An 18,095-nucleotide genomic window follows, 5' to 3' on the forward strand; every position below is an offset into this window, starting at 1 on the left:
GGGCTGGCGGTAAAGCGAATCAGATGCCGGCGTAGCGGTGGATGTTGGAGAGGTTGCGATTCGGCTTGGGGTTCTTGCGATAGACCAGCGCCATCTTGCCGATGACTTGGACCAGCTCGCAGCCGCCGGCTTCGCACAGTTCGTCGATGAGTGCCCGGCGATCCTCGCGCTCGGTCAGCCGGAACTGCACCTTGATCAGTTCGTGATCGTTCAGCGCCCGGTCGAGTTCGGCCAGTACGCCTTCGGTCAAACCGTTTTCAGCCACGATCAATACCGGTTTCAGGTGGTGGCCGATAGATTTGAATTGTTTCTTCTGCTCTTGAGTGAGCGCCATAATCTGACCCCTGCGTCTGATCGTATGAAAAAGCGGCGTAGTTTACCCGAGCGATCCGGGAGCGCCCAGTCAAACACGAGGTAACCGTGGCCCGTTCCAAGACTAGCCAGCGCTGGCTGAAAGAACACTTCGACGACCCCTACGTCAAAATGGCGCAAAAGGACGGGTACCGTTCGCGTGCCAGTTACAAGCTGCTGGAAATCCAGGAGAAGGACCGGATTCTGCGCCCCGGCATGACCGTTGTCGATCTGGGGGCCGCTCCGGGCGGCTGGTCCCAAGTGACCAGCCGGGTGATCGGGGATCGCGGGCGGTTGATCGCTTCGGACATCCTGGAGATGGACAGTATTCCGGATGTCACCTTCATCCAGGGCGACTTCACCGAGGATGAAGTCTTTGCGCGTATCCTGGAGGCCATCGGGGATAGTCCGGTAGACCTTGTGATTTCCGACATGGCCCCCAATATGAGTGGTGTAAGGGCTGCGGACCAGCCGAGAGCCATGTACCTATGCGAACTCGCGTTGGATCTGGCTGGCCGGGTCTTGCGCCCTGGCGGTGATTTTCTGATCAAGATTTTCCAGGGAGAGGGTTTCGACCTTTATCACAAGCAGGTTCGCGAGATGTTCGAGAAAGTGCAGATGCGTAAACCACTTTCGTCCCGTGACCGTTCCAGGGAGCAGTATCTTCTGGCTCGAGGTTATCGTGGCGCGTGAGTGCAACGGATAGTGGCTACCTTCGGTCTGAATGATAGAGCCGTTATATCGAAGGGTTCATAAAGGGTTACAGACGATGCCTGCCGACGATGCAGGATGTGTAGTAAGTTAGGCTGGTGGATGAACCAGTCGTCATGCGGGGGCGGTTACGGGCCGGCCTGCTTCAGAGGGTAGCTAATTGAACGATATGGCAAAGAACCTGATCCTGTGGCTGATCATTGCGGCAGTCCTGGTGACGGTGATGAACAACTTCTCCAGCCCGAGCGAACCGCAGACGCTGAATTACTCGGAATTCATCGAGCAGGTCAAAGAAGGCAAGGTGGAGCGCGTGACGGTCGATGGCTACGTCATCACCGGCAAGCGCACCGATGGCGATAGCTTCAAGACCATCCGGCCCGCGATTCAGGATGGCGGTCTGATCGGCGATCTGATCGATAACAACGTGATCATCGAAGGCAAGCAGCCCGAGCAACAGAGCATCTGGACGCAGTTGCTGGTCGCGAGCTTCCCAATTCTCGTGATCATCGCCGTGTTCATGTTCTTCATGCGGCAAATGCAAGGCGGAGCAGGCGGCAAGGGCGGTCCGATGAGCTTCGGCAAGAGCAAGGCGCGCTTGCTGTCCGAAGATCAGGTCAAGACGACTTTTGCGGACGTCGCTGGGTGCGACGAGGCCAAGGAAGAAGTCAGCGAGCTGGTGGAGTTTCTTCGCGATCCCGGCAAATTTCAGCGCCTGGGAGGCCGGATTCCTCGCGGCGTGCTGATGGTCGGCCCGCCCGGTACCGGTAAGACCCTGCTGGCCAAGGCTATCGCAGGTGAGGCCAAGGTGCCGTTCTTCACGATTTCCGGTTCTGACTTCGTCGAGATGTTCGTCGGTGTTGGTGCCTCTCGTGTTCGCGATATGTTCGAGCAGGCGAAGAAGCACGCGCCCTGCATCATTTTCATCGACGAGATCGACGCCGTTGGCCGTCATCGTGGCGCCGGCCTAGGTGGTGGTCATGATGAGCGTGAGCAGACCCTCAACCAGTTGCTGGTGGAAATGGACGGCTTCGAGATGAATGACGGCATCATCGTCATCGCCGCCACCAACCGCCCTGATGTGCTCGATCCGGCGCTTCTTCGTCCCGGCCGCTTCGACCGTCAGGTCGTGGTTGGGCTGCCGGATATCCGTGGTCGCGAGCAGATTTTGAAAGTGCACATGCGCAAGGTGCCGGTGGGCGAGAACGTCAACCCGGCTGTCATCGCACGTGGCACCCCCGGTTTCTCCGGTGCCGACCTGGCCAATCTGGTCAACGAAGCGTCGCTGTTCGCCGCTCGTGCCAACAAGCGCATCGTCGATATGCGTGAGTTCGAGTTGGCCAAGGACAAGATCATGATGGGCGCCGAGCGCAAATCCATGGTGATGTCCGAAAAAGAGAAGCTGAACACGGCTTACCACGAGGCCGGCCATGCCATCGTGGGTCGCCTGGTTCCCGAGCACGATCCTGTCTACAAGGTTTCGATTATTCCTCGGGGACGTGCACTGGGTGTGACCATGTTCCTTCCGGAGGAGGATCGTTACAGCCTGTCGAAGCGTGCATTGATTAGCCAGATCTGTTCGCTGTTCGGTGGTCGTATCGCCGAAGAAATGACGTTGGGCTTCGAGGGCGTGACCACGGGGGCTTCCAACGACATCATGCGGGCGACCCAACTGGCGCGGAACATGGTGACCAAGTGGGGCTTGTCGGAAAAGCTCGGTCCGCTGATGTATGCGGAAGAAGAGGGCGAAGTGTTCCTGGGACGTAGTGCCGGTAGCCAGCACACCAATGTTTCCGCGGAAACGGCCAAGCTGATCGATCAGGAAGTGCGCAGCATCATCGATCAGTGTTATGGCACCGCCAAGCAGTTGCTGGTGGAGAATCGCGACAAGCTGGACATGATGGCCGAGGCGTTGATGAAATACGAAACCATCGACTCCGAGCAGATCGACGACATCATGGCTGGTCGTCCTCCGCGCGAGCCGCGTGACTGGCAGGGTGGTTCAGGCACGTCCGGTACACCGACTCCCCGTGAAGAAGCTGACCGCCCGGAAGCCCCCATTGGCGGACCTGCCGGCGAACATTAAGGTTTCGCGATGACATCTGCGCTGTACCCGACCCGGTTGCCTTGTGGCAACCGGGTTCTTGATTTATCCCGTCCACAAGTGATGGGGATTCTCAACGTCACCCCCGATTCTTTTTCCGATGGCGGTCGTTTCGATCGACGCGACGCGGCATTGCGTCATGCCGAGGCGATGGTCAAGGCTGGCGCGGCGCTGGTGGATGTCGGCGGGGAGTCCACGCGTCCCGGGGCGCGTCCGGTGTCGCCTGTCGAGGAATTGGAGCGTGTCGCTCCGGTCGTCGAAGCCATCGCAGCCGAGCTGGATGTCATTATCTCCGTCGACACCTCGACTCCCGCTGTGATGCGTGAGTGCGCGCGATTGGGTGCTGGTTTGATCAATGACGTGCGCTCTCTGCGTCGCGAGGGTGCTTTGGACGCTGCGGCTGCTACCGGGCTACCGGTCTGTCTGATGCATATGCGGGGCGAGCCGGGCACCATGCAGGAAAACCCTCAATACGAGGATGTCGCCAAAGAGGTTGCGGCCTTCTTGCGCGAGAGAACCGAAGCCTGCGCTGCGGCGGGGATTTCCAGCGAGAGAGTGATCTTGGACCCGGGGTTTGGGTTCGCCAAGAATCTTTCCCACAATCTCAGCCTGTTCAAGCACATACAGGTTTTGCATGAGTTGGGGCGTCCACTGCTGGTGGGGGTGTCCCGCAAGAGCATGATCGGACAGGTTCTTGGTAAGGACGTGGGCGAGCGTCTTTATGGCAGTCTGGCCCTCGCTGCCCTGGCGGTGGCGAAAGGGGCTCGTATCCTGCGCGTCCATGATGTGGCCGAAACGGTTGATGTGGTGGCCATGATCGCTGCGGTGGAAGCGGCGGAATAACAAAGAGGGACCCTCGTATGGGCAGAAAATATTTTGGCACCGATGGTATTCGTGGCCATGTCGGCCAGTTCCCGATCACACCGGATTTCATGCTGAAGCTGGGCTGGGCGGCGGGCATGGCTTTCCGCAAGCAAGGCCGCTGCCGAATTCTGATCGGCAAGGACACGCGAATTTCCGGGTATATGTTCGAGTCGGCGCTCGAGGCTGGTCTGTCCGCTGCCGGGGCGGATGTGATGCTGCTGGGGCCCATGCCGACACCAGCTATCGCTTACCTGACCCGGACCTTCCATGCCGAAGCGGGCATCGTCATCAGTGCCTCGCATAATCCGCACCACGACAATGGCATCAAGTTCTTTTCCGGTCAGGGCACCAAGCTACCGGATGAAGTCGAGTCGATGATCGAGGAATTGCTGGATCAGCCGATGACTGTCGTCGAGTCGGCTCAGCTCGGTAAGGTGTCGCGCATCAACGACGCTGCAGGTCGTTATATCGAGTTCTGCAAGAGCAGTGTGCCAAGCAGCACCGATTTCGCTGGACTGAAACTGGTCATCGATTGCGCCCATGGCGCCACCTATAAAGTCGCCCCCAGCGTGTTCCGCGAGCTTGGGGCCCATGTTTCCGTGCTTTCAGCACAACCCAATGGGCTCAACATCAACGATCAGTGCGGCTCCACCCATATGGAAGCATTGCAGGCTGAAGTGGTGGCTCAGCAGGCCGATCTCGGCATCGCTTTCGATGGCGATGGGGATCGCGTTCTGATGGTCGATCATACCGGCAGCGTAGTGGATGGTGACGAGCTTCTATACCTGATCGCGCGCGACCTGATGGAGCGAGGCAAGCTTCAGGGCGGTGTGGTAGGAACCCTGATGAGCAATCTGGGGCTCGAGTTGGCGCTCGAGGAACTGAATATCCCCTTCGTCCGCGCCAAGGTGGGCGATCGCTACGTGATGGCTGAGTTGCTTGCTCGCAACTGGCAACTGGGAGGGGAGAATTCGGGGCACCTGGTCTGCTGTCAGCACACGACTACGGGAGACGCCATCATTGCGGCGTTGCAGGTGCTCCTGGCACTCAGACGCCGGGGGCAGACGCTCGCCGAGTCGCGCCAGGGGTTGCGTAAGTGCCCGCAAGTGCTGGTCAATGTGCGCTTTGGTGGCGGAGAGGACCCGGTCGAGCATCCGGCTGTTCAGGAGGCCTGTGCGCGAGTGACCGAGCGAATGGCCGGTCGGGGGCGGGTGCTGTTGCGCAAGTCCGGGACGGAGCCGTTGGTGCGGGTCATGGTCGAGGGTGACGACGAGGCGCAGGTTAGGGGATATGCCGATGAATTGGCGAAGCTCGTTTCTTCGGTATGTGCTTGATTTGGCTTGCTAGTTGTTTTGCTCTTGGGTAACATCTGCGCCCACTTTGATCGACGAGGTACAGCATGCGTCGCCCCCTGGTAGCTGGTAACTGGAAAATGCACGGTACCCGCGCCAGCGTCGCAGAGCTTCTCGATGGTCTACGCCAGGTGGCCGTGCCAAATGGTGTCGAGGTTGCAGTGCTTCCGCCGTTTCTGTTCATCGGTCAAGCGCTTAACGCGTTGGCAGGTAGCTCAATTGCTATCGGTGCTCAGAACTGTGCGGAAGAGGCTCAGCAGGGTGCGCTGACGGGTGAAATCGCAGCGAGTCAACTGGCGGATGCCGGTTGTGCATGGGTTTTGGTTGGTCACTCCGAGCGTCGCCTGATCATAGGTGAGCGGGACGAGCAGGTTATTCGTAAGTTTTCGGCGATTCAGTCTGTTGGGCTTCAGCCGGTGCTCTGTGTAGGGGAGACCTTGGAGCAGCGGGAGGCCGGCAAGACTCTTGAGGTTGTCGGCCAGCAGTTGGCCTGTGTGGTTGAATCGCTGGGTGTTGCTGTGTTCGAGCGGGCAGTTGTGGCTTATGAGCCTGTCTGGGCTATCGGGACCGGGCTGACCGCAACGCCGCAGCAGGCTCAGGAAGTACATGCGGCAATACGTGCGCAACTGGCGGCAGAAGATGCCGGGGTGGCGCGGGCTGTAAGAATTCTCTACGGCGGCAGCGTAAAAGCGGCCAATGCGGCTGAATTGTTCGGCATGCCGGACATCGATGGGGGGCTCATTGGTGGGGCTTCCCTGAATGCGGATGAGTTCGGCGCTATCTGTTGCGCCGCGGGAAGCTGAAGAGATGCTGGAAACAGTCGTTATCGTTATTCATCTGCTAGGTGCGCTGGGTGTTGTTGCCCTGGTTCTGCTGCAGCAGGGGAAGGGGGCTGATGCAGGCGCCTCTTTTGGTTCGGGTGCTTCCGCTACCGTTTTTGGTAGCCAAGGTTCCGCTACCTTTTTGAGTCGTTTTACTGCTATACTTGCCACCGTTTTTTTCTTGACTAGCCTGGGTTTGGCGTTTTTTGCTAAAGAAAAGGCTAATGCACTGAGCGGTGCGGGGCTGCCGGATCCGGCAGTCATGGAAGTTCAAGAGAAGAAGCCGGCGGCGGATGACGTCCCGGTGCTCCAAGAGCAAAAGCCGGCGGATAATTCCGCAGATGTGCCGCAGGCTCCGGAGCAGAAGTAAAGGTTTTTGCCGAGGTGGTGGAATTGGTAGACACGCTACCTTGAGGTGGTAGTGGCCATAGGCTGTAGGGGTTCGAGTCCCCTCCTCGGTACCAAAAACAAGAGGCCCGCTGCATCGCGGGCCTTCTTGTTGGCGGAGGTTCGGTTGACCCGCAATGGGGGTGGCCGTATACTTTCGCCCCAGCTTTGACGCGGGGTGGAGCAGTCTGGTAGCTCGTCGGGCTCATAACCCGAAGGTCGTTGGTTCAAATCCAGCCCCCGCAACCAGTTGTAGCAGAGCCCCTTTTAAGGGGCTTTTTGTTAGCTGGGACAATTACCGCCCGCCTTCTGGGGGCGGTTTGTACGGATGGGCGTTTCGCCCATTTTTTATTTGCACAGCATGCGCGAGGGGTTCAGGTGTCGAGCAAGCTAGAACAGTTGCAGGCCTTGTTGGCCCCGGTGGTCGAGGCTCTCGGTTACCAATGCTGGGGTATCGAATTCCTATCCCAAGGGCGACATTCGCTTTTGCGGGTCTACATCGATCATGCCAATGGCATTCTGGTGGATGACTGCGAGAAGGTCAGCCGCCAGGTAAGCAGTGTTCTGGATGTCGAGGATCCGATCAGTAGCGAATACACCCTCGAGGTTTCTTCGCCGGGCATGGACCGGCCGCTGTTTACCCTGGAGCAGTACGCTGCCCATGCTGGTGAACAGGTGAAGATCAAGTTGCGCTCGCCGTTCGAGGGACGCCGCAACTTTCAGGGCCTCCTCCGCGGTGTGGAGGAGCAGGACGTGGTGGTGCTGGTGGATGACCACGAATACCTGTTGCCGATCGACATGATCGACAAGGCCAACATCATTCCCCGTTTTGACTGAGACGCGGATCCCGCGGATCCAATGGATTGCGAAAGGCGAGGCGTACGATGAGCAAAGAAGTACTGCTGGTTGTTGAGTCGGTGTCCAATGAAAAGGGCGTGCCGGCTGGTGTGATTTTCGAAGCCTTGGAGCTGGCGTTGGCCACGGCGACCAAGAAGCGTTTCGAGGAAGAAGTTGACTTGCGTGTGTCGATCAATCGCCACACTGGCAGCTACGAGACGTTCCGGCGCTGGACTGTGGTCGACGAGGAGGCGTTGGAAAACCCTGCCGCCGAACTCACCGTCGAGCAGGCTCAAGAGCAACAGCCGGGCGCGAAGCTGGGCGATGTGATCGAAGAAAAGATCGAGTCCATCGAGTTCGGCCGTATCGCTGCGCAAACTGCCAAGCAGGTTATCGTGCAGAAGGTTCGCGAAGCAGAGCGTGCCCAGGTGGTCGAGGCTTATCGCGAGCGTCTCGGCGATATCATTTCCGGTACCGTGAAGAAGGTCACCCGGGACAATGTCATCGTCGATCTGGGCAACAATGCGGAAGCTCTGCTGGCGCGCGAAGACATCATTCCGCGTGAGACTTTCCGGGTTGGGGCGCGGGTGCGTGCGCTGCTGAAGGAAATCCGTACCGAGAATCGCGGTCCGCAGTTGATTCTGTCGCGCACCGCGCCGCAGATGCTGATCGAGCTGTTCCGCATCGAAGTACCGGAAATCGCCGAAGAATTGATCGAAGTGATGGCTGCTTCCCGCGATCCGGGCTCGCGCGCCAAGATCGCCGTCCGCTCCAAGGACAAGCGTATCGACCCGCAGGGTGCCTGTATCGGCATGCGCGGCTCGCGTGTCCAAGCCGTTTCGGGTGAGCTGGGTGGTGAGCGCGTCGACATCGTGCTGTGGGATGAAAACCCGGCTCAGTTCGTGATCAACGCCATGGCTCCGGCCGAAGTGGCGGCGATCATCGTCGATGAAGATGCCCATGCTATGGACATTGCGGTCGCCGAAGACAACCTGGCCCAGGCCATTGGTCGCGGCGGTCAGAATGTTCGCCTCGCCAGCCAACTGACTGGCTGGACGCTGAACGTGATGACTGAGGCGGATATCCAGGCCAAGCAGCAAGCCGAGACCGGCGATATCCTGCAGCGTTTCATCGACGAGCTGGATGTCGACGAGGAGTTGGCCCAAGTGCTGGTGGAAGAGGGCTTCACCAGTCTGGAAGAGATCGCCTACGTTCCGATGGAAGAGATGCTCAATATCGATGGCTTCGACGAGGACATCGTCAATGAGCTGCGAGCCCGAGCCAAGGACCGTCTGCTGACCAAAGCCATCGCCACCGAAGAAAAGCTGGCGGACGTACAGCCGGCCGAGGATCTTCTGGCCCTCGAAGGGATGGACAAGGAGCTGGCGGTGGAGTTGGCGATGCGTGGCGTAGCCACCCGAGAAGACCTGGCTGAGCAGTCGATCGACGACCTGCTCGAGATCGACGGCATGGATGAAGAACGTGCCGGCAAGCTGATCATGGCCGCTCGAGCCCATTGGTTCGAGTAAGCAGTTACGGCCTGAGGAGAGAGATGCATGACGCAAGTCACGGTGAAAGAACTGGCCCAAGTGGTCGACACACCGGTCGAGCGCCTGCTGCAGCAGATGCGTGAGGCAGGACTGTCGCACACCAGCGCCGAGCAAGTAGTGACCGATAACGAGAAACAAGCCCTGTTGGCTCATCTGAAAAGCAGCCATGGGGAGCGACTCGAAGAGCCGCGCAAGATCACTTTGCAGCGTAAGACCACCACGACTCTGAAAGTGGCGGGCAGTAAGACCATCAGTGTCGAAGTACGCAAGAAGAAAACCTATGTGAAGCGCAGCCCGGCCGAGATCGAGGCCGAGAAGCAGCGTGAGCTGGAAGAGCAGCGTGCCGCCGAAGAAGCGGCACGTCTGAAGGCTGAGGAAGAGGCCAAGCGCCAAGCTGAAGAAGAGGCTCGGCGCCAGGCGGAGGCTCAGAAGGCCCGCGAAGAAGAAACCTCAAAGGCACCGGTGAGTGCGGTGGTGGAAGCCGAGCCGGTTGCGCCGGTCGTTGCGCCGGCTCCAGTCGTCGAAGAGCGCAAGAAGGAAGAGCCGCGCCGTGCCGAAAAGCCAGCTCGCAGCGACGAAGACGAACGCCGCGACCGCAAGCATGCCCAGCATCGCCCGTCCCTCAAGGACAAGGCGCCGGCTCCGCGCGTGGCGCCGCGTAGCGCCGACGACGAATCCGAAGGTTTCGGTCGTCGTGGCGGCGGTCGCGGCAAGGCCAAGCTGAAGAAGCGTAACCAACATGGGTTCCAGAGCCCGACAGGACCCATCGTGCGCGAAGTTTCCATTGGCGAGACCATTACCGTTGCAGAGCTGGCTCAGCAAATGGCGGTGAAAGCGGCTGAAGTCATCAAGTTCATGTTCAAGATGGGTTCGCCGGTCACCATCAACCAGGTACTGGACCAGGAGACTGCTCAACTGGTGGCTGAAGAGCTGGGCCACAAGGTCAAGCTGGTCAGCGATAACGCGCTCGAAGAACAGTTGGCCGAATCGCTTAAATTCGAGGGTGAAGCCCAGTCCCGTGCTCCTGTGGTGACTGTCATGGGCCACGTCGACCACGGTAAGACCTCGCTGCTCGACTATATCCGTCGTGCCAAGGTCGCCGCGGGCGAAGCGGGTGGTATTACCCAGCACATCGGTGCCTACCACGTGGAAACCGATCGCGGCATGATCACTTTCCTCGATACTCCCGGCCACGCGGCGTTCACTGCCATGCGTGCTCGCGGTGCGAAGGCGACCGATATCGTGATCCTGGTGGTGGCTGCCGATGACGGTGTGATGCCGCAGACCGAAGAAGCCGTTCAGCACGCCAAGGCGGCCGGTGTTCCGATCGTTGTGGCAGTAAACAAGATCGACAAGCCGGAAGCGGATCTGGACCGGATCAAGAACGATCTCGCCTCCCGTGACGTGATCCCGGAAGAGTGGGGTGGTGATACCCAGTTCGTACCCGTTTCGGCCAAGGTCGGTACCGGTGTCGACGAGCTGCTCGAAGCCGTTTTGTTGCAGGCCGAGGTACTCGAGCTGAAAGCCACTCCGACCGCTCCGGGTCGAGGTGTCGTGGTCGAATCCCGTCTGGACAAGGGCCGTGGCCCGGTGGCTACCGTGCTGGTTCAGGACGGCACCCTGCGTCAGGGCGACATGGTGTTGGTCGGCGTCAACTACGGCCGTGTCCGTGCCATGCTCGACGAGAATGGCAAGCCGGTGAAGGAAGCCGGTCCGTCGATTCCGGTCGAGATTCTCGGCCTCGATGGTACCCCGGATGCCGGTGACGAAATGACCGTGGTCGCTGACGAGAAGAAGGCGCGTGAAGTGGCGCTGTTCCGTCAGGGCAAGTTCCGCGAGGTCAAGCTGGCTCGCCAGCATTCGGCGAAGCTGGAGAACATCTTCGAAACCATGGGCCAGGACGAGAAGAAGACCCTCAACATCGTCCTCAAGGCCGACGTGCGCGGTTCGCTGGAGGCGCTGCAAGGTGCCCTGTCCGATCTGGGCAACGAAGAAGTTCAGGTGCGTGTGGTCGGCGGCGGTGTCGGTGGTATCACCGAGAGCGATGCCAACCTGGCGCTGGCCTCCAACGCGGTTCTGTTCGGCTTCAACGTGCGTGCCGATGCCGGTGCGCGCAAGATCGTCGAGCAGGAAGGCCTGGACCTGCGCTACTACAACGTCATCTACGACATCATCGAAGACGTGAAGAAAGCGCTCTCCGGTATGCTCGGCAGCGACGTTCGCGAGAATATTCTCGGTATCGCAGAGGTGCGGGATGTATTCCGCTCGCCGAAGTTCGGCGCCATTGCCGGCTGTATGGTGGTCGAGGGCATCGTTCACCGGAATCGTCCGATTCGCGTACTGCGCGACGACGTGGTGATCTTCGAAGGCGAACTGGAATCCCTGCGCCGCTTCAAGGACGACGTGTCCGAAGTGCGGGCCGGCATGGAATGCGGTATCGGCGTGAAGAGCTACAACGACGTCAAGGTTGGCGACAAGATCGAAGTGTTCGAGAAGGTCCAGGTGGCGCGCAGCCTCTAACGGCGCACCAGCCACAGGCGGCAGGTCAGGAGGCGTGCAAGCGCATGTCCTGACCTGCCGTTCGCTTTTTGTGTTTCAGTGATCAGCCTGCGGCTCGATAGCCGCAGCCTGAAGCGAGTTTCGATATGGCAAAAGAATTCAGCCGTACCCAGCGCATCGGCGACCAGATGCAGCGCGAACTGGCGCTTCTGGTCCAGCGTGAAATCAAGGATCCGCGTCTCGGCCTAGTGACCATCACCGCCGTTGATGTCAGTCGCGACCTGTCCCATGCCAAGGTGTTCATCACGGTGATGGGCAAGGACAGTCCCGAGCAGATTGCCCAGAACCTCGAGATTCTCAGCGAGGCATCCGGTTTTTTGCGCATGCAGTTGGGCAAGGCCATGAAGGTGCGCAGCATTCCGCAGTTGCACTTCCATTACGACGCCAGCATTCGCCGTGGGGCCGAGTTGTCGGCGCTGATCGAGCGGGCTGTGGCCGAAGACCGTAAGCACCAGGGTGGCGACGAGGAGTAAGGCGTGGCTCAGGTAAAACGTATTCGCCGCAACGTCAGCGGTATCCTGGTCCTGGACAAGCCGCGCGGTCTGACTTCCAATGCGGCGCTGCAGAAGGTGCGCTGGTTGCTGAACGCGGAGAAGGCTGGTCATACCGGCAGTCTCGATCCCCTGGCCACTGGGGTATTGCCGCTCTGCTTCGGCGAGGCGACCAAGTTCTCCCAGTACCTGCTGGATGCCGACAAGGGTTATGAAACCCTGATGCAGCTTGGCGTAATTACCTCCACGGGCGATGCGGAGGGCGAGGTGCTCGAGCGTCGCGAGGTGACCGTCGGTCGCCCCGAGCTGGAGGCGTTGTTGCCTCGATTCCGTGGTGAAATCAAGCAGATACCGCCGATGTACTCCGCCCTCAAGCGCGATGGCCAGCCGCTGTACAAGTTGGCTCGTGCCGGCGAGGTAGTGGAGCGTGAGGCGCGTTCTGTTACTATTACGCGCTTGGAGTTGCTGGCCTGTGAAAATTCACAGGCGCGGTTGTCGGTAGCCTGTAGTAAGGGAACCTACATCCGCACGCTGGTCGAAGACCTCGGCCAGTTGCTCGGTTGTGGTGCCCATGTTGCCGAACTGCGGCGCACCCAGGCCGGACCTTTCGATCTGGCCCAGGCGGTAAGCCTGGAGGCTCTGGAACAGGCCCACGCCGAAGGCGGCGCCGAGGCGCTGGATCGTTTCCTCTTGCCAGCGGACAGCGGTTTGCAACACTGGCCGCTGCTGCAGCTTTCCGAGCACAGTGCCTACTACTGGCTGCATGGGCAGCCGGTACGAGCCCCGGAAGCGCCGAAGTTCGGCATGGTCCGGGTTCAGGATCACACAGGCCGCTTCATTGGTATCGGTGAAGTGAGCGATGACGGGCGTATCGCGCCGCGTCGACTGATTCGGTCGGAATGACCGGGACGGAGCGTCGATCGCCTTGGCATCGGCGCTTCGGTAAGAGGGTGGCTGTCAACAGGCACGGTCATGCCTCTTTTTTAAACACGGGATTCGTCCCGGCCTGTTCACTCAAGGAGCCCTATCATGGCACTGAGCGTTGAAGAAAAAGCCCAGATCGTTAACGAGTACAAGCAAGCTGAAGGCGACACCGGTTCCCCGGAAGTGCAGGTTGCTCTGCTGACCGCCAACATCAACAAGCTGCAGGATCACTTCAAGGCCAACGGCAAGGATCACCATTCCCGCCGTGGTCTGATCCGCATGGTTAACCAGCGCCGCAAGCTGCTGGACTACCTGAAGGGTAAGGACACCACTCGTTACAGCGCCCTGATCGGTCGCCTGGGTCTGCGTCGCTAAGCGATGCTTGCTCGAAGCTGAATGCAAAGCTGGAAGCGGGATTAGTGCCCGCTTCCAGCTTTTGCTATCCGGCTCTTGCGTTTTGGGCAGGCTGCGGGTCCGACTCCCGGGACTGTCTCCGAATTCGTGAAGAACAGATTTCCCCCAAAGGCAACAGAGAAGGAAAACACCGTGAACCCGGTAATCAAGAAATTCCAGTTCGGTCAGTCGACCGTCACCCTCGAGACGGGGCGCATTGCCCGTCAGGCCAGCGGCGCCGTACTGGTCACCATCGATGACGACATCACCGTGCTGGTGACTGTCGTGGCCGCCAAGGCCGCGGACCCGGGCAAGGGCTTCTTCCCGCTGTCCGTCCACTACCAGGAAAAAACCTACGCGGCCGGCAAGATCCCCGGCGGCTTCTTCAAGCGTGAAGGCCGTCCCTCCGAGAAGGAAACCCTTACTTCCCGCCTGATCGACCGTCCGATCCGTCCGCTTTTCCCGGAAGGCTTCATGAACGAAGTGCAGGTCATCTGCACCGTGGTTTCCACCAGCAAGAAGACCGATCCGGACATCGCTTCGATGATCGGTACCTCTGCGGCCCTGGCCATCTCCGGTATCCCGTTCAACGGTCCGGTTGGCGCTGCCCGCGTTGCTTTCCATGAAAGCACCGGCTACCTGCTGAACCCGACCTATGAGCAACTGAAGGCGTCCCGCCTGGACATGGTCGTGGCCGGTACCGAAGAAGCCGTGCTGATGGTCGAGTCCGAAGCTCAGGAACTGACTGAAGACCAGATGCTCGGCGCCGTGCTGTTCGCCCACCAGGAATTCCAGGCCGTGATCCAGGCTGTCAAGGAATTCGCTGCCGAAGCCGGTAAGCCGGCCTGGGACTGGCAGCCGCCGGTGGAAAACACCGCGCTGCTCAATGCCATCCGTGCCGAGTTCGGCGAGGCCATTTCCGAGGCCTACACCATTACCCTGAAGCAGCAGCGTTACGGTCGCCTGGACGAATTGCGCGAGCAGGTCATTGCCCGCTTCGCTGGCGAGGCAGAAGGCCAGCCGTCGGTCGGTGAGGTGAAGGAGGCTTTCGGCCTGCTGGAATACCGTACCGTTCGCGAAAACATCGTCAACGGCAAGCCGCGTATCGACGGTCGCGACAACCGTACCGTGCGCCCGCTGAAGATCGAAGTCGGCGTGCTGCCGAAGACCCATGGTTCGGCGCTGTTCACCCGTGGCGAAACCCAGGCCCTGGTTGTGGCCACCCTCGGCACCGCTCGTGACGCGCAACTGCTCGACACCCTGGAAGGCGAGCGCAAGGACGCCTTCATGCTGCACTACAACTTCCCGCCGTTCTCGGTGGGTGAGTGCGGTCGCATGGGCAGCGCCGGCCGTCGTGAGATCGGCCACGGTCGCCTGGCCCGTCGTGGCGTACAGGCCATGCTGCCGAAGGACGACGAGTTCCCCTACACCATCCGCGTGGTATCGGAAATCACCGAATCCAACGGCTCCAGTTCCATGGCTTCGGTCTGCGGTGCTTCCCTGGCCCTGATGGATGCCGGTGTGCCGATGAAGGCGCCGGTGGCCGGTATCGCCATGGGCCTGGTCAAGGAAGGCGACAAGTTCGCCGTGCTGACCGATATCCTTGGCGATGAGGATCACCTGGGCGACATGGACTTCAAGGTGGCCGGTACCGCGAATGGCGTGACCGCGCTGCAGATGGACATCAAGATCCAGGGCATCACCGAAGAGATCATGGAAGTCGCTCTGGGCCAAGCTCTGGAAGCACGCCTGAACATCCTCGGCCAGATGAACCAGGTCATTGCCCAGTCGCGCAGCGAGCTGTCGGCCAATGCACCGACCATGCTGGCGATGAAGATCGACCAAGACAAGATCCGCGACGTGATTGGCAAGGGCGGTGCAACCATCCGCGCCATCTGCGAAGAGACCAAGGCTTCGATCGACATCGAAGACGACGGCTCGATCAAGATCTTCGGCGAAACCAAGGAAGCGGCCGAAGCTGCGAAGCAGCGCGTGCTCAGCATCACTGCCGAAGCCGAGATCGGCAAAATCTACGTCGGCAAGGTCGAGCGCATCGTCGACTTCGGCGCCTTCGTCAACATCCTTCCCGGCAAGGACGGCCTGGTGCACATTTCGCAGATCAGCGATCAGCGCATCGATAAGGTCACCGACGTGCTGCAGGAAGGCCAGGAGGTCAAGGTCCTGGTACTGGACGTGGACAACCGCGGTCGCATCAAGTTGTCGATGAAGGACGTCGCAGCGGCTGAAGCGTCGGGCGTCTAACGCGTCCGAGTTCACAGCGAAGAAAAGAGGGCCCTTGCGGGCCCTCTTTTTTTGCCTGGAGAATAGGCGGTCGCAGCTCTCGGGGCATGCGTGGTACGTCGGTCCAGACCGGCCAATAAGATTCGAAGGCTTGAAAGGAAAGAGCACGGCCATGGAAAAGACCCACTGCCATTACCATTCGGCACAACCCGCGACCTGGCATTGTGTGCCTTGCCAGCGTCATTACGGCGACTGTTGCATTCCGCTGAACGAAGACGCACCGGAAGAAACGCCGGCCTGCCCGCTGTGCCGTGACCCGCTGAGTTTTCTCGGCGCGGCCAACACCGCCCAGCCGTTCTGGGAGCGTATCCCGAGTTTCTTCGCGTATGGCTGTCAGCCCAGCCCGCTGGCTTTCAGCGCAATTCTGGCTCTGGCGAGCCTGTTCATGCCGAGCATCATTCTGCTCTGGGTCGCTTTGTTCAGTGTCGCGACCAAATACTTCCACAGTGTGATCGAGGCCAGCAGCCAGGCGGAGAAGACCGCTCCGCACCTGCTGTCGGCGTTCAGCGGCGAAGGTTTTTCATTGTTCTTCAAGCAACTGGCGGTGTTCTTCATCGCCATGGCGGCGCTCTGGCTGGCCGCCGATTTCAACAGCGAAGCGCTGTTCTGGGTGGTGAACATCGGCATTCTGTTGGTCATGCCGGCCAGCATCATTCGTCTGGCGCTGGACAAGACGCTGAGCGCGGCACTCAGCCCGGACGAGGTGGGGCAGGTGATCAAGGCCATGGGCTGGCGCTACCTTATCCTCTGCGCTTTCTTGTTCATTCTCTGGCAATCGCCGACTTGGGTGACCTACATGCTCTCCCATGGCTTGCCCAAGGTTGTGTTGGTACCTGTAGCCGCTTTTCTGTTCGGTTATTTCGGCGTGGTGATGTGCGCGATGATGGGCTATACGGTCTTTCAGTATCAGGGACCGTTGGGTTACGTGATCGCGGACGAAGATGGACAGGCGGCCTTTCCGGCCCCGGAGTACCAACGCCGCCGTGCCCTGGCCGAAGCCGAGATCCGGGTCAAGGAAGGACAGAGTCCGCAGGCATTGGAAACCCTCGCCCAAGCCTTGCAGCGGACCCCGGACGATCTCAAGTTGAACGAGCGCTACCACCAGCTGCTGTTCGGCCTCAATGCACGGGAGCGCTGTCTGCATCACTTGGCGCATTACCTGCCGCTGGCCGCACGGATGAGCCCGGCGCTGGCCGCAACCGCGTTGCTCAACGCGCGCCAGTTGAAGCCGGATTATTTGCCGGACGATGCGTTGGTCTGCGAGAAGGTGGCCGGTGCGCTTCTGGAGCGGCACAAGACACGCGAAGGCCTGAGCCTGTTGCGCAATCTGCACCAGCGCTTCCCTGACTACCCGCACATTCCCAGAGCCTATCTCCTGGCTGCCCGTGGCTTTGCCGAAGGGCTTGGGCAAGTCGAGCCGGCGCAGAAGTTGCTCGCGTTCGTCCGCATGCGTTACCCGGACTCTCCGTTGGGGGCGGATATCGCCGCCCTCGAGGCGACTTTGTCGCGTCTCGCCGCCAAGGCGTAATCTTCATTTCTTGCAATTTGCACGTGTGCCAGGGGCGCAACATGCAATCTGCATGGGGGTGCTTTCGCTTGGTTATCGTAACTTATTGATTTGTATGAGCTAAATTAGAGCGCATAGTTGGCATGTGCCTTGCGATTTCACTCCTTGAGACTGCAGCGGAGGACGGCTGCAGATTCCCAAAAGAGAACAGGAGTAGATCGTTATGAAACAGCCTTTCAACAAATTGGCTTTCGCCACTGTTGCTGCTACTGCCCTGAGCCTGTCGCTGAGCCATGTCGCGTTTGCGCAATCGGACGAGTCGACCCGCGCTCAGCCGGCCGTGTTGGCCGCCAACGAGACCATCGAAAAGGCCGAAGATGCGGTCTCCGATACCTGGATTACCAGCAAAGTGAAGTCCGCGTTCATCGCCGACAGCAGCTTGAGCGGTATGGATATCAAGGTTGAAACCAAGCAGGGCATCGTTTCCCTGTCCGGCGTAGTCGGCAGCGATGCCGAACGCGATCTTGCCATCGAGAAGGCCAAGAGCATCAAGGGCGTCGTCGATGTCGCCGCCGATGGTCTGAAGACCGCCGACTGACCGGAGTCCCGGCAGGGCCAACTGCCGAAGGACGAGGAGGAACCATGAACGCCGATGTCATTCAAGGCAAATGGAAACAATTGACAGGCCGTATCAAGGAGCGATGGGGCAATCTTACCGACGATGATCTGGATGTCGCTGAAGGACACAGCGATTATCTGGTTGGCAAACTTCAGGAGCGCTACGGCTGGAGCAAGGAGCGTGCTCAGGATGAGTTGCGCGACTTCAGTAGCCGCCTGTAGGTGCTTTCCAGTAGGGCGGACCGGATTGTGGTCGCTGTTTCATGGCCGGTGTCCACAATCGGTCCGTTCTACGTCTTCCGCTACGAAAGCAGGCGAAGCCCCGGCC

17 protein-coding genes and 2 tRNA genes are annotated in these 18,095 nt (G+C 59.9%); 18 read left to right on the forward strand and 1 reads right to left on the reverse strand.

Annotated features, from left to right (window positions below; translation table 11 throughout):
• Nucleotides 1-19 precede the first annotated feature (19 nt).
• Nucleotides 20-334 (reverse strand): ribosome assembly RNA-binding protein YhbY, encoded by a 315-nt coding sequence (yhbY, locus tag BZL41_RS02820; RefSeq protein ID WP_095597898.1) that lies wholly within the window; start codon nucleotides 332-334, stop codon nucleotides 20-22.
• 86 nt (nucleotides 335-420) lie between these two features.
• On the opposite strand from yhbY, the gene rlmE reads away from it, so the two are divergent.
• The 18 genes from rlmE to BZL41_RS02910 all read left to right on the forward strand — a co-directional run bounded on the left by rlmE (nucleotide 421) and on the right by BZL41_RS02910 (nucleotide 17,989).
• Nucleotides 421-1,044 carry a 23S rRNA (uridine(2552)-2'-O)-methyltransferase RlmE gene (gene rlmE, locus BZL41_RS02825; RefSeq protein ID WP_095597899.1) on the forward strand — a complete coding sequence of 208 codons (624 nt, stop codon included), beginning with the start codon at nucleotides 421-423 and terminating at the stop codon, nucleotides 1,042-1,044.
• 187 nt (nucleotides 1,045-1,231) lie between these two features.
• Nucleotides 1,232-3,145: an ATP-dependent zinc metalloprotease FtsH gene (gene ftsH / locus BZL41_RS02830; protein WP_095597900.1), complete on the forward strand. Its 1,914-nt coding sequence runs from the start codon at nucleotides 1,232-1,234 to the stop codon at nucleotides 3,143-3,145.
• Nucleotides 3,146-3,154: 9 nt separating this feature from the next.
• Nucleotides 3,155-4,006, forward strand: a complete 852-nt coding sequence (folP, locus tag BZL41_RS02835; protein WP_095597901.1) for a dihydropteroate synthase — start codon at nucleotides 3,155-3,157, stop codon at nucleotides 4,004-4,006.
• A 17-nt stretch (nucleotides 4,007-4,023) separates the two neighbouring features.
• Entirely contained in the window at nucleotides 4,024-5,361 is a 1,338-nt protein-coding gene (gene glmM / locus BZL41_RS02840) for a phosphoglucosamine mutase (protein ID WP_095597902.1), read from the forward strand.
• 65 nt (nucleotides 5,362-5,426) lie between these two features.
• A complete protein-coding gene (tpiA, locus tag BZL41_RS02845) occupies nucleotides 5,427-6,182 on the forward strand; it encodes a triose-phosphate isomerase (RefSeq protein ID WP_095597903.1) in 756 nt (251 codons plus the stop codon).
• A gap of 4 nt (nucleotides 6,183-6,186) precedes the next feature.
• The gene (gene secG / locus BZL41_RS02850; protein WP_095597904.1) at nucleotides 6,187-6,570 is read left to right on the forward strand and encodes a preprotein translocase subunit SecG; all 384 of its coding nucleotides are present in this window, start codon (nucleotides 6,187-6,189) and stop codon (nucleotides 6,568-6,570) included.
• Between the two features lie 8 nt (nucleotides 6,571-6,578).
• Nucleotides 6,579-6,664 (forward strand) — tRNA-Leu (locus tag BZL41_RS02855).
• Nucleotides 6,665-6,759: 95 nt separating this feature from the next.
• A tRNA-Met gene (locus tag BZL41_RS02860) sits at nucleotides 6,760-6,836 on the forward strand.
• Between the two features lie 129 nt (nucleotides 6,837-6,965).
• Nucleotides 6,966-7,424 carry a ribosome maturation factor RimP gene (gene rimP, locus BZL41_RS02865; RefSeq protein ID WP_084337226.1) on the forward strand — a complete coding sequence of 153 codons (459 nt, stop codon included), beginning with the start codon at nucleotides 6,966-6,968 and terminating at the stop codon, nucleotides 7,422-7,424.
• Between the two features lie 47 nt (nucleotides 7,425-7,471).
• Nucleotides 7,472-8,953, forward strand: coding sequence for a transcription termination factor NusA (nusA, locus tag BZL41_RS02870; RefSeq protein ID WP_095597905.1), 1,482 nt, complete (start codon nucleotides 7,472-7,474; stop codon nucleotides 8,951-8,953).
• Nucleotides 8,954-8,980: 27 nt separating this feature from the next.
• On the forward strand, nucleotides 8,981-11,494 hold the full coding sequence (gene infB, locus BZL41_RS02875) for a translation initiation factor IF-2 (protein ID WP_095597906.1): 2,514 nt from the start codon (nucleotides 8,981-8,983) through the stop codon (nucleotides 11,492-11,494).
• Between the two features lie 125 nt (nucleotides 11,495-11,619).
• The gene (rbfA, locus tag BZL41_RS02880; RefSeq protein WP_095597907.1) at nucleotides 11,620-12,006 is read left to right on the forward strand and encodes a 30S ribosome-binding factor RbfA; all 387 of its coding nucleotides are present in this window, start codon (nucleotides 11,620-11,622) and stop codon (nucleotides 12,004-12,006) included.
• Between the two features lie 3 nt (nucleotides 12,007-12,009).
• Nucleotides 12,010-12,927 (forward strand): tRNA pseudouridine(55) synthase TruB, encoded by a 918-nt coding sequence (gene truB / locus BZL41_RS02885; RefSeq protein ID WP_095597908.1) that lies wholly within the window; start codon nucleotides 12,010-12,012, stop codon nucleotides 12,925-12,927.
• Between the two features lie 126 nt (nucleotides 12,928-13,053).
• On the forward strand, nucleotides 13,054-13,323 hold the full coding sequence (gene rpsO, locus BZL41_RS02890) for a 30S ribosomal protein S15 (RefSeq protein WP_011914369.1): 270 nt from the start codon (nucleotides 13,054-13,056) through the stop codon (nucleotides 13,321-13,323).
• 171 nt (nucleotides 13,324-13,494) lie between these two features.
• A complete protein-coding gene (gene pnp / locus BZL41_RS02895) occupies nucleotides 13,495-15,603 on the forward strand; it encodes a polyribonucleotide nucleotidyltransferase (protein ID WP_095597909.1) in 2,109 nt (702 codons plus the stop codon).
• A 151-nt stretch (nucleotides 15,604-15,754) separates the two neighbouring features.
• Entirely contained in the window at nucleotides 15,755-17,170 is a 1,416-nt protein-coding gene (locus BZL41_RS02900) for a DUF4013 domain-containing protein (protein WP_095597910.1), read from the forward strand.
• 202 nt (nucleotides 17,171-17,372) lie between these two features.
• Nucleotides 17,373-17,747, forward strand: a complete 375-nt coding sequence (locus tag BZL41_RS02905) for a BON domain-containing protein (RefSeq protein WP_095597911.1) — start codon at nucleotides 17,373-17,375, stop codon at nucleotides 17,745-17,747.
• A gap of 44 nt (nucleotides 17,748-17,791) precedes the next feature.
• Nucleotides 17,792-17,989, forward strand: coding sequence for a CsbD family protein (locus tag BZL41_RS02910; RefSeq protein WP_084337242.1), 198 nt, complete (start codon nucleotides 17,792-17,794; stop codon nucleotides 17,987-17,989).
• Nucleotides 17,990-18,095: the final 106 nt, after the last annotated feature.

This window comes from Pseudomonas sp. PIC25 (genome assembly GCF_002286785.1).
In the GTDB taxonomy this organism is placed as follows: Bacteria; Pseudomonadota; Gammaproteobacteria; order Pseudomonadales; family Pseudomonadaceae; genus Pseudomonas_M.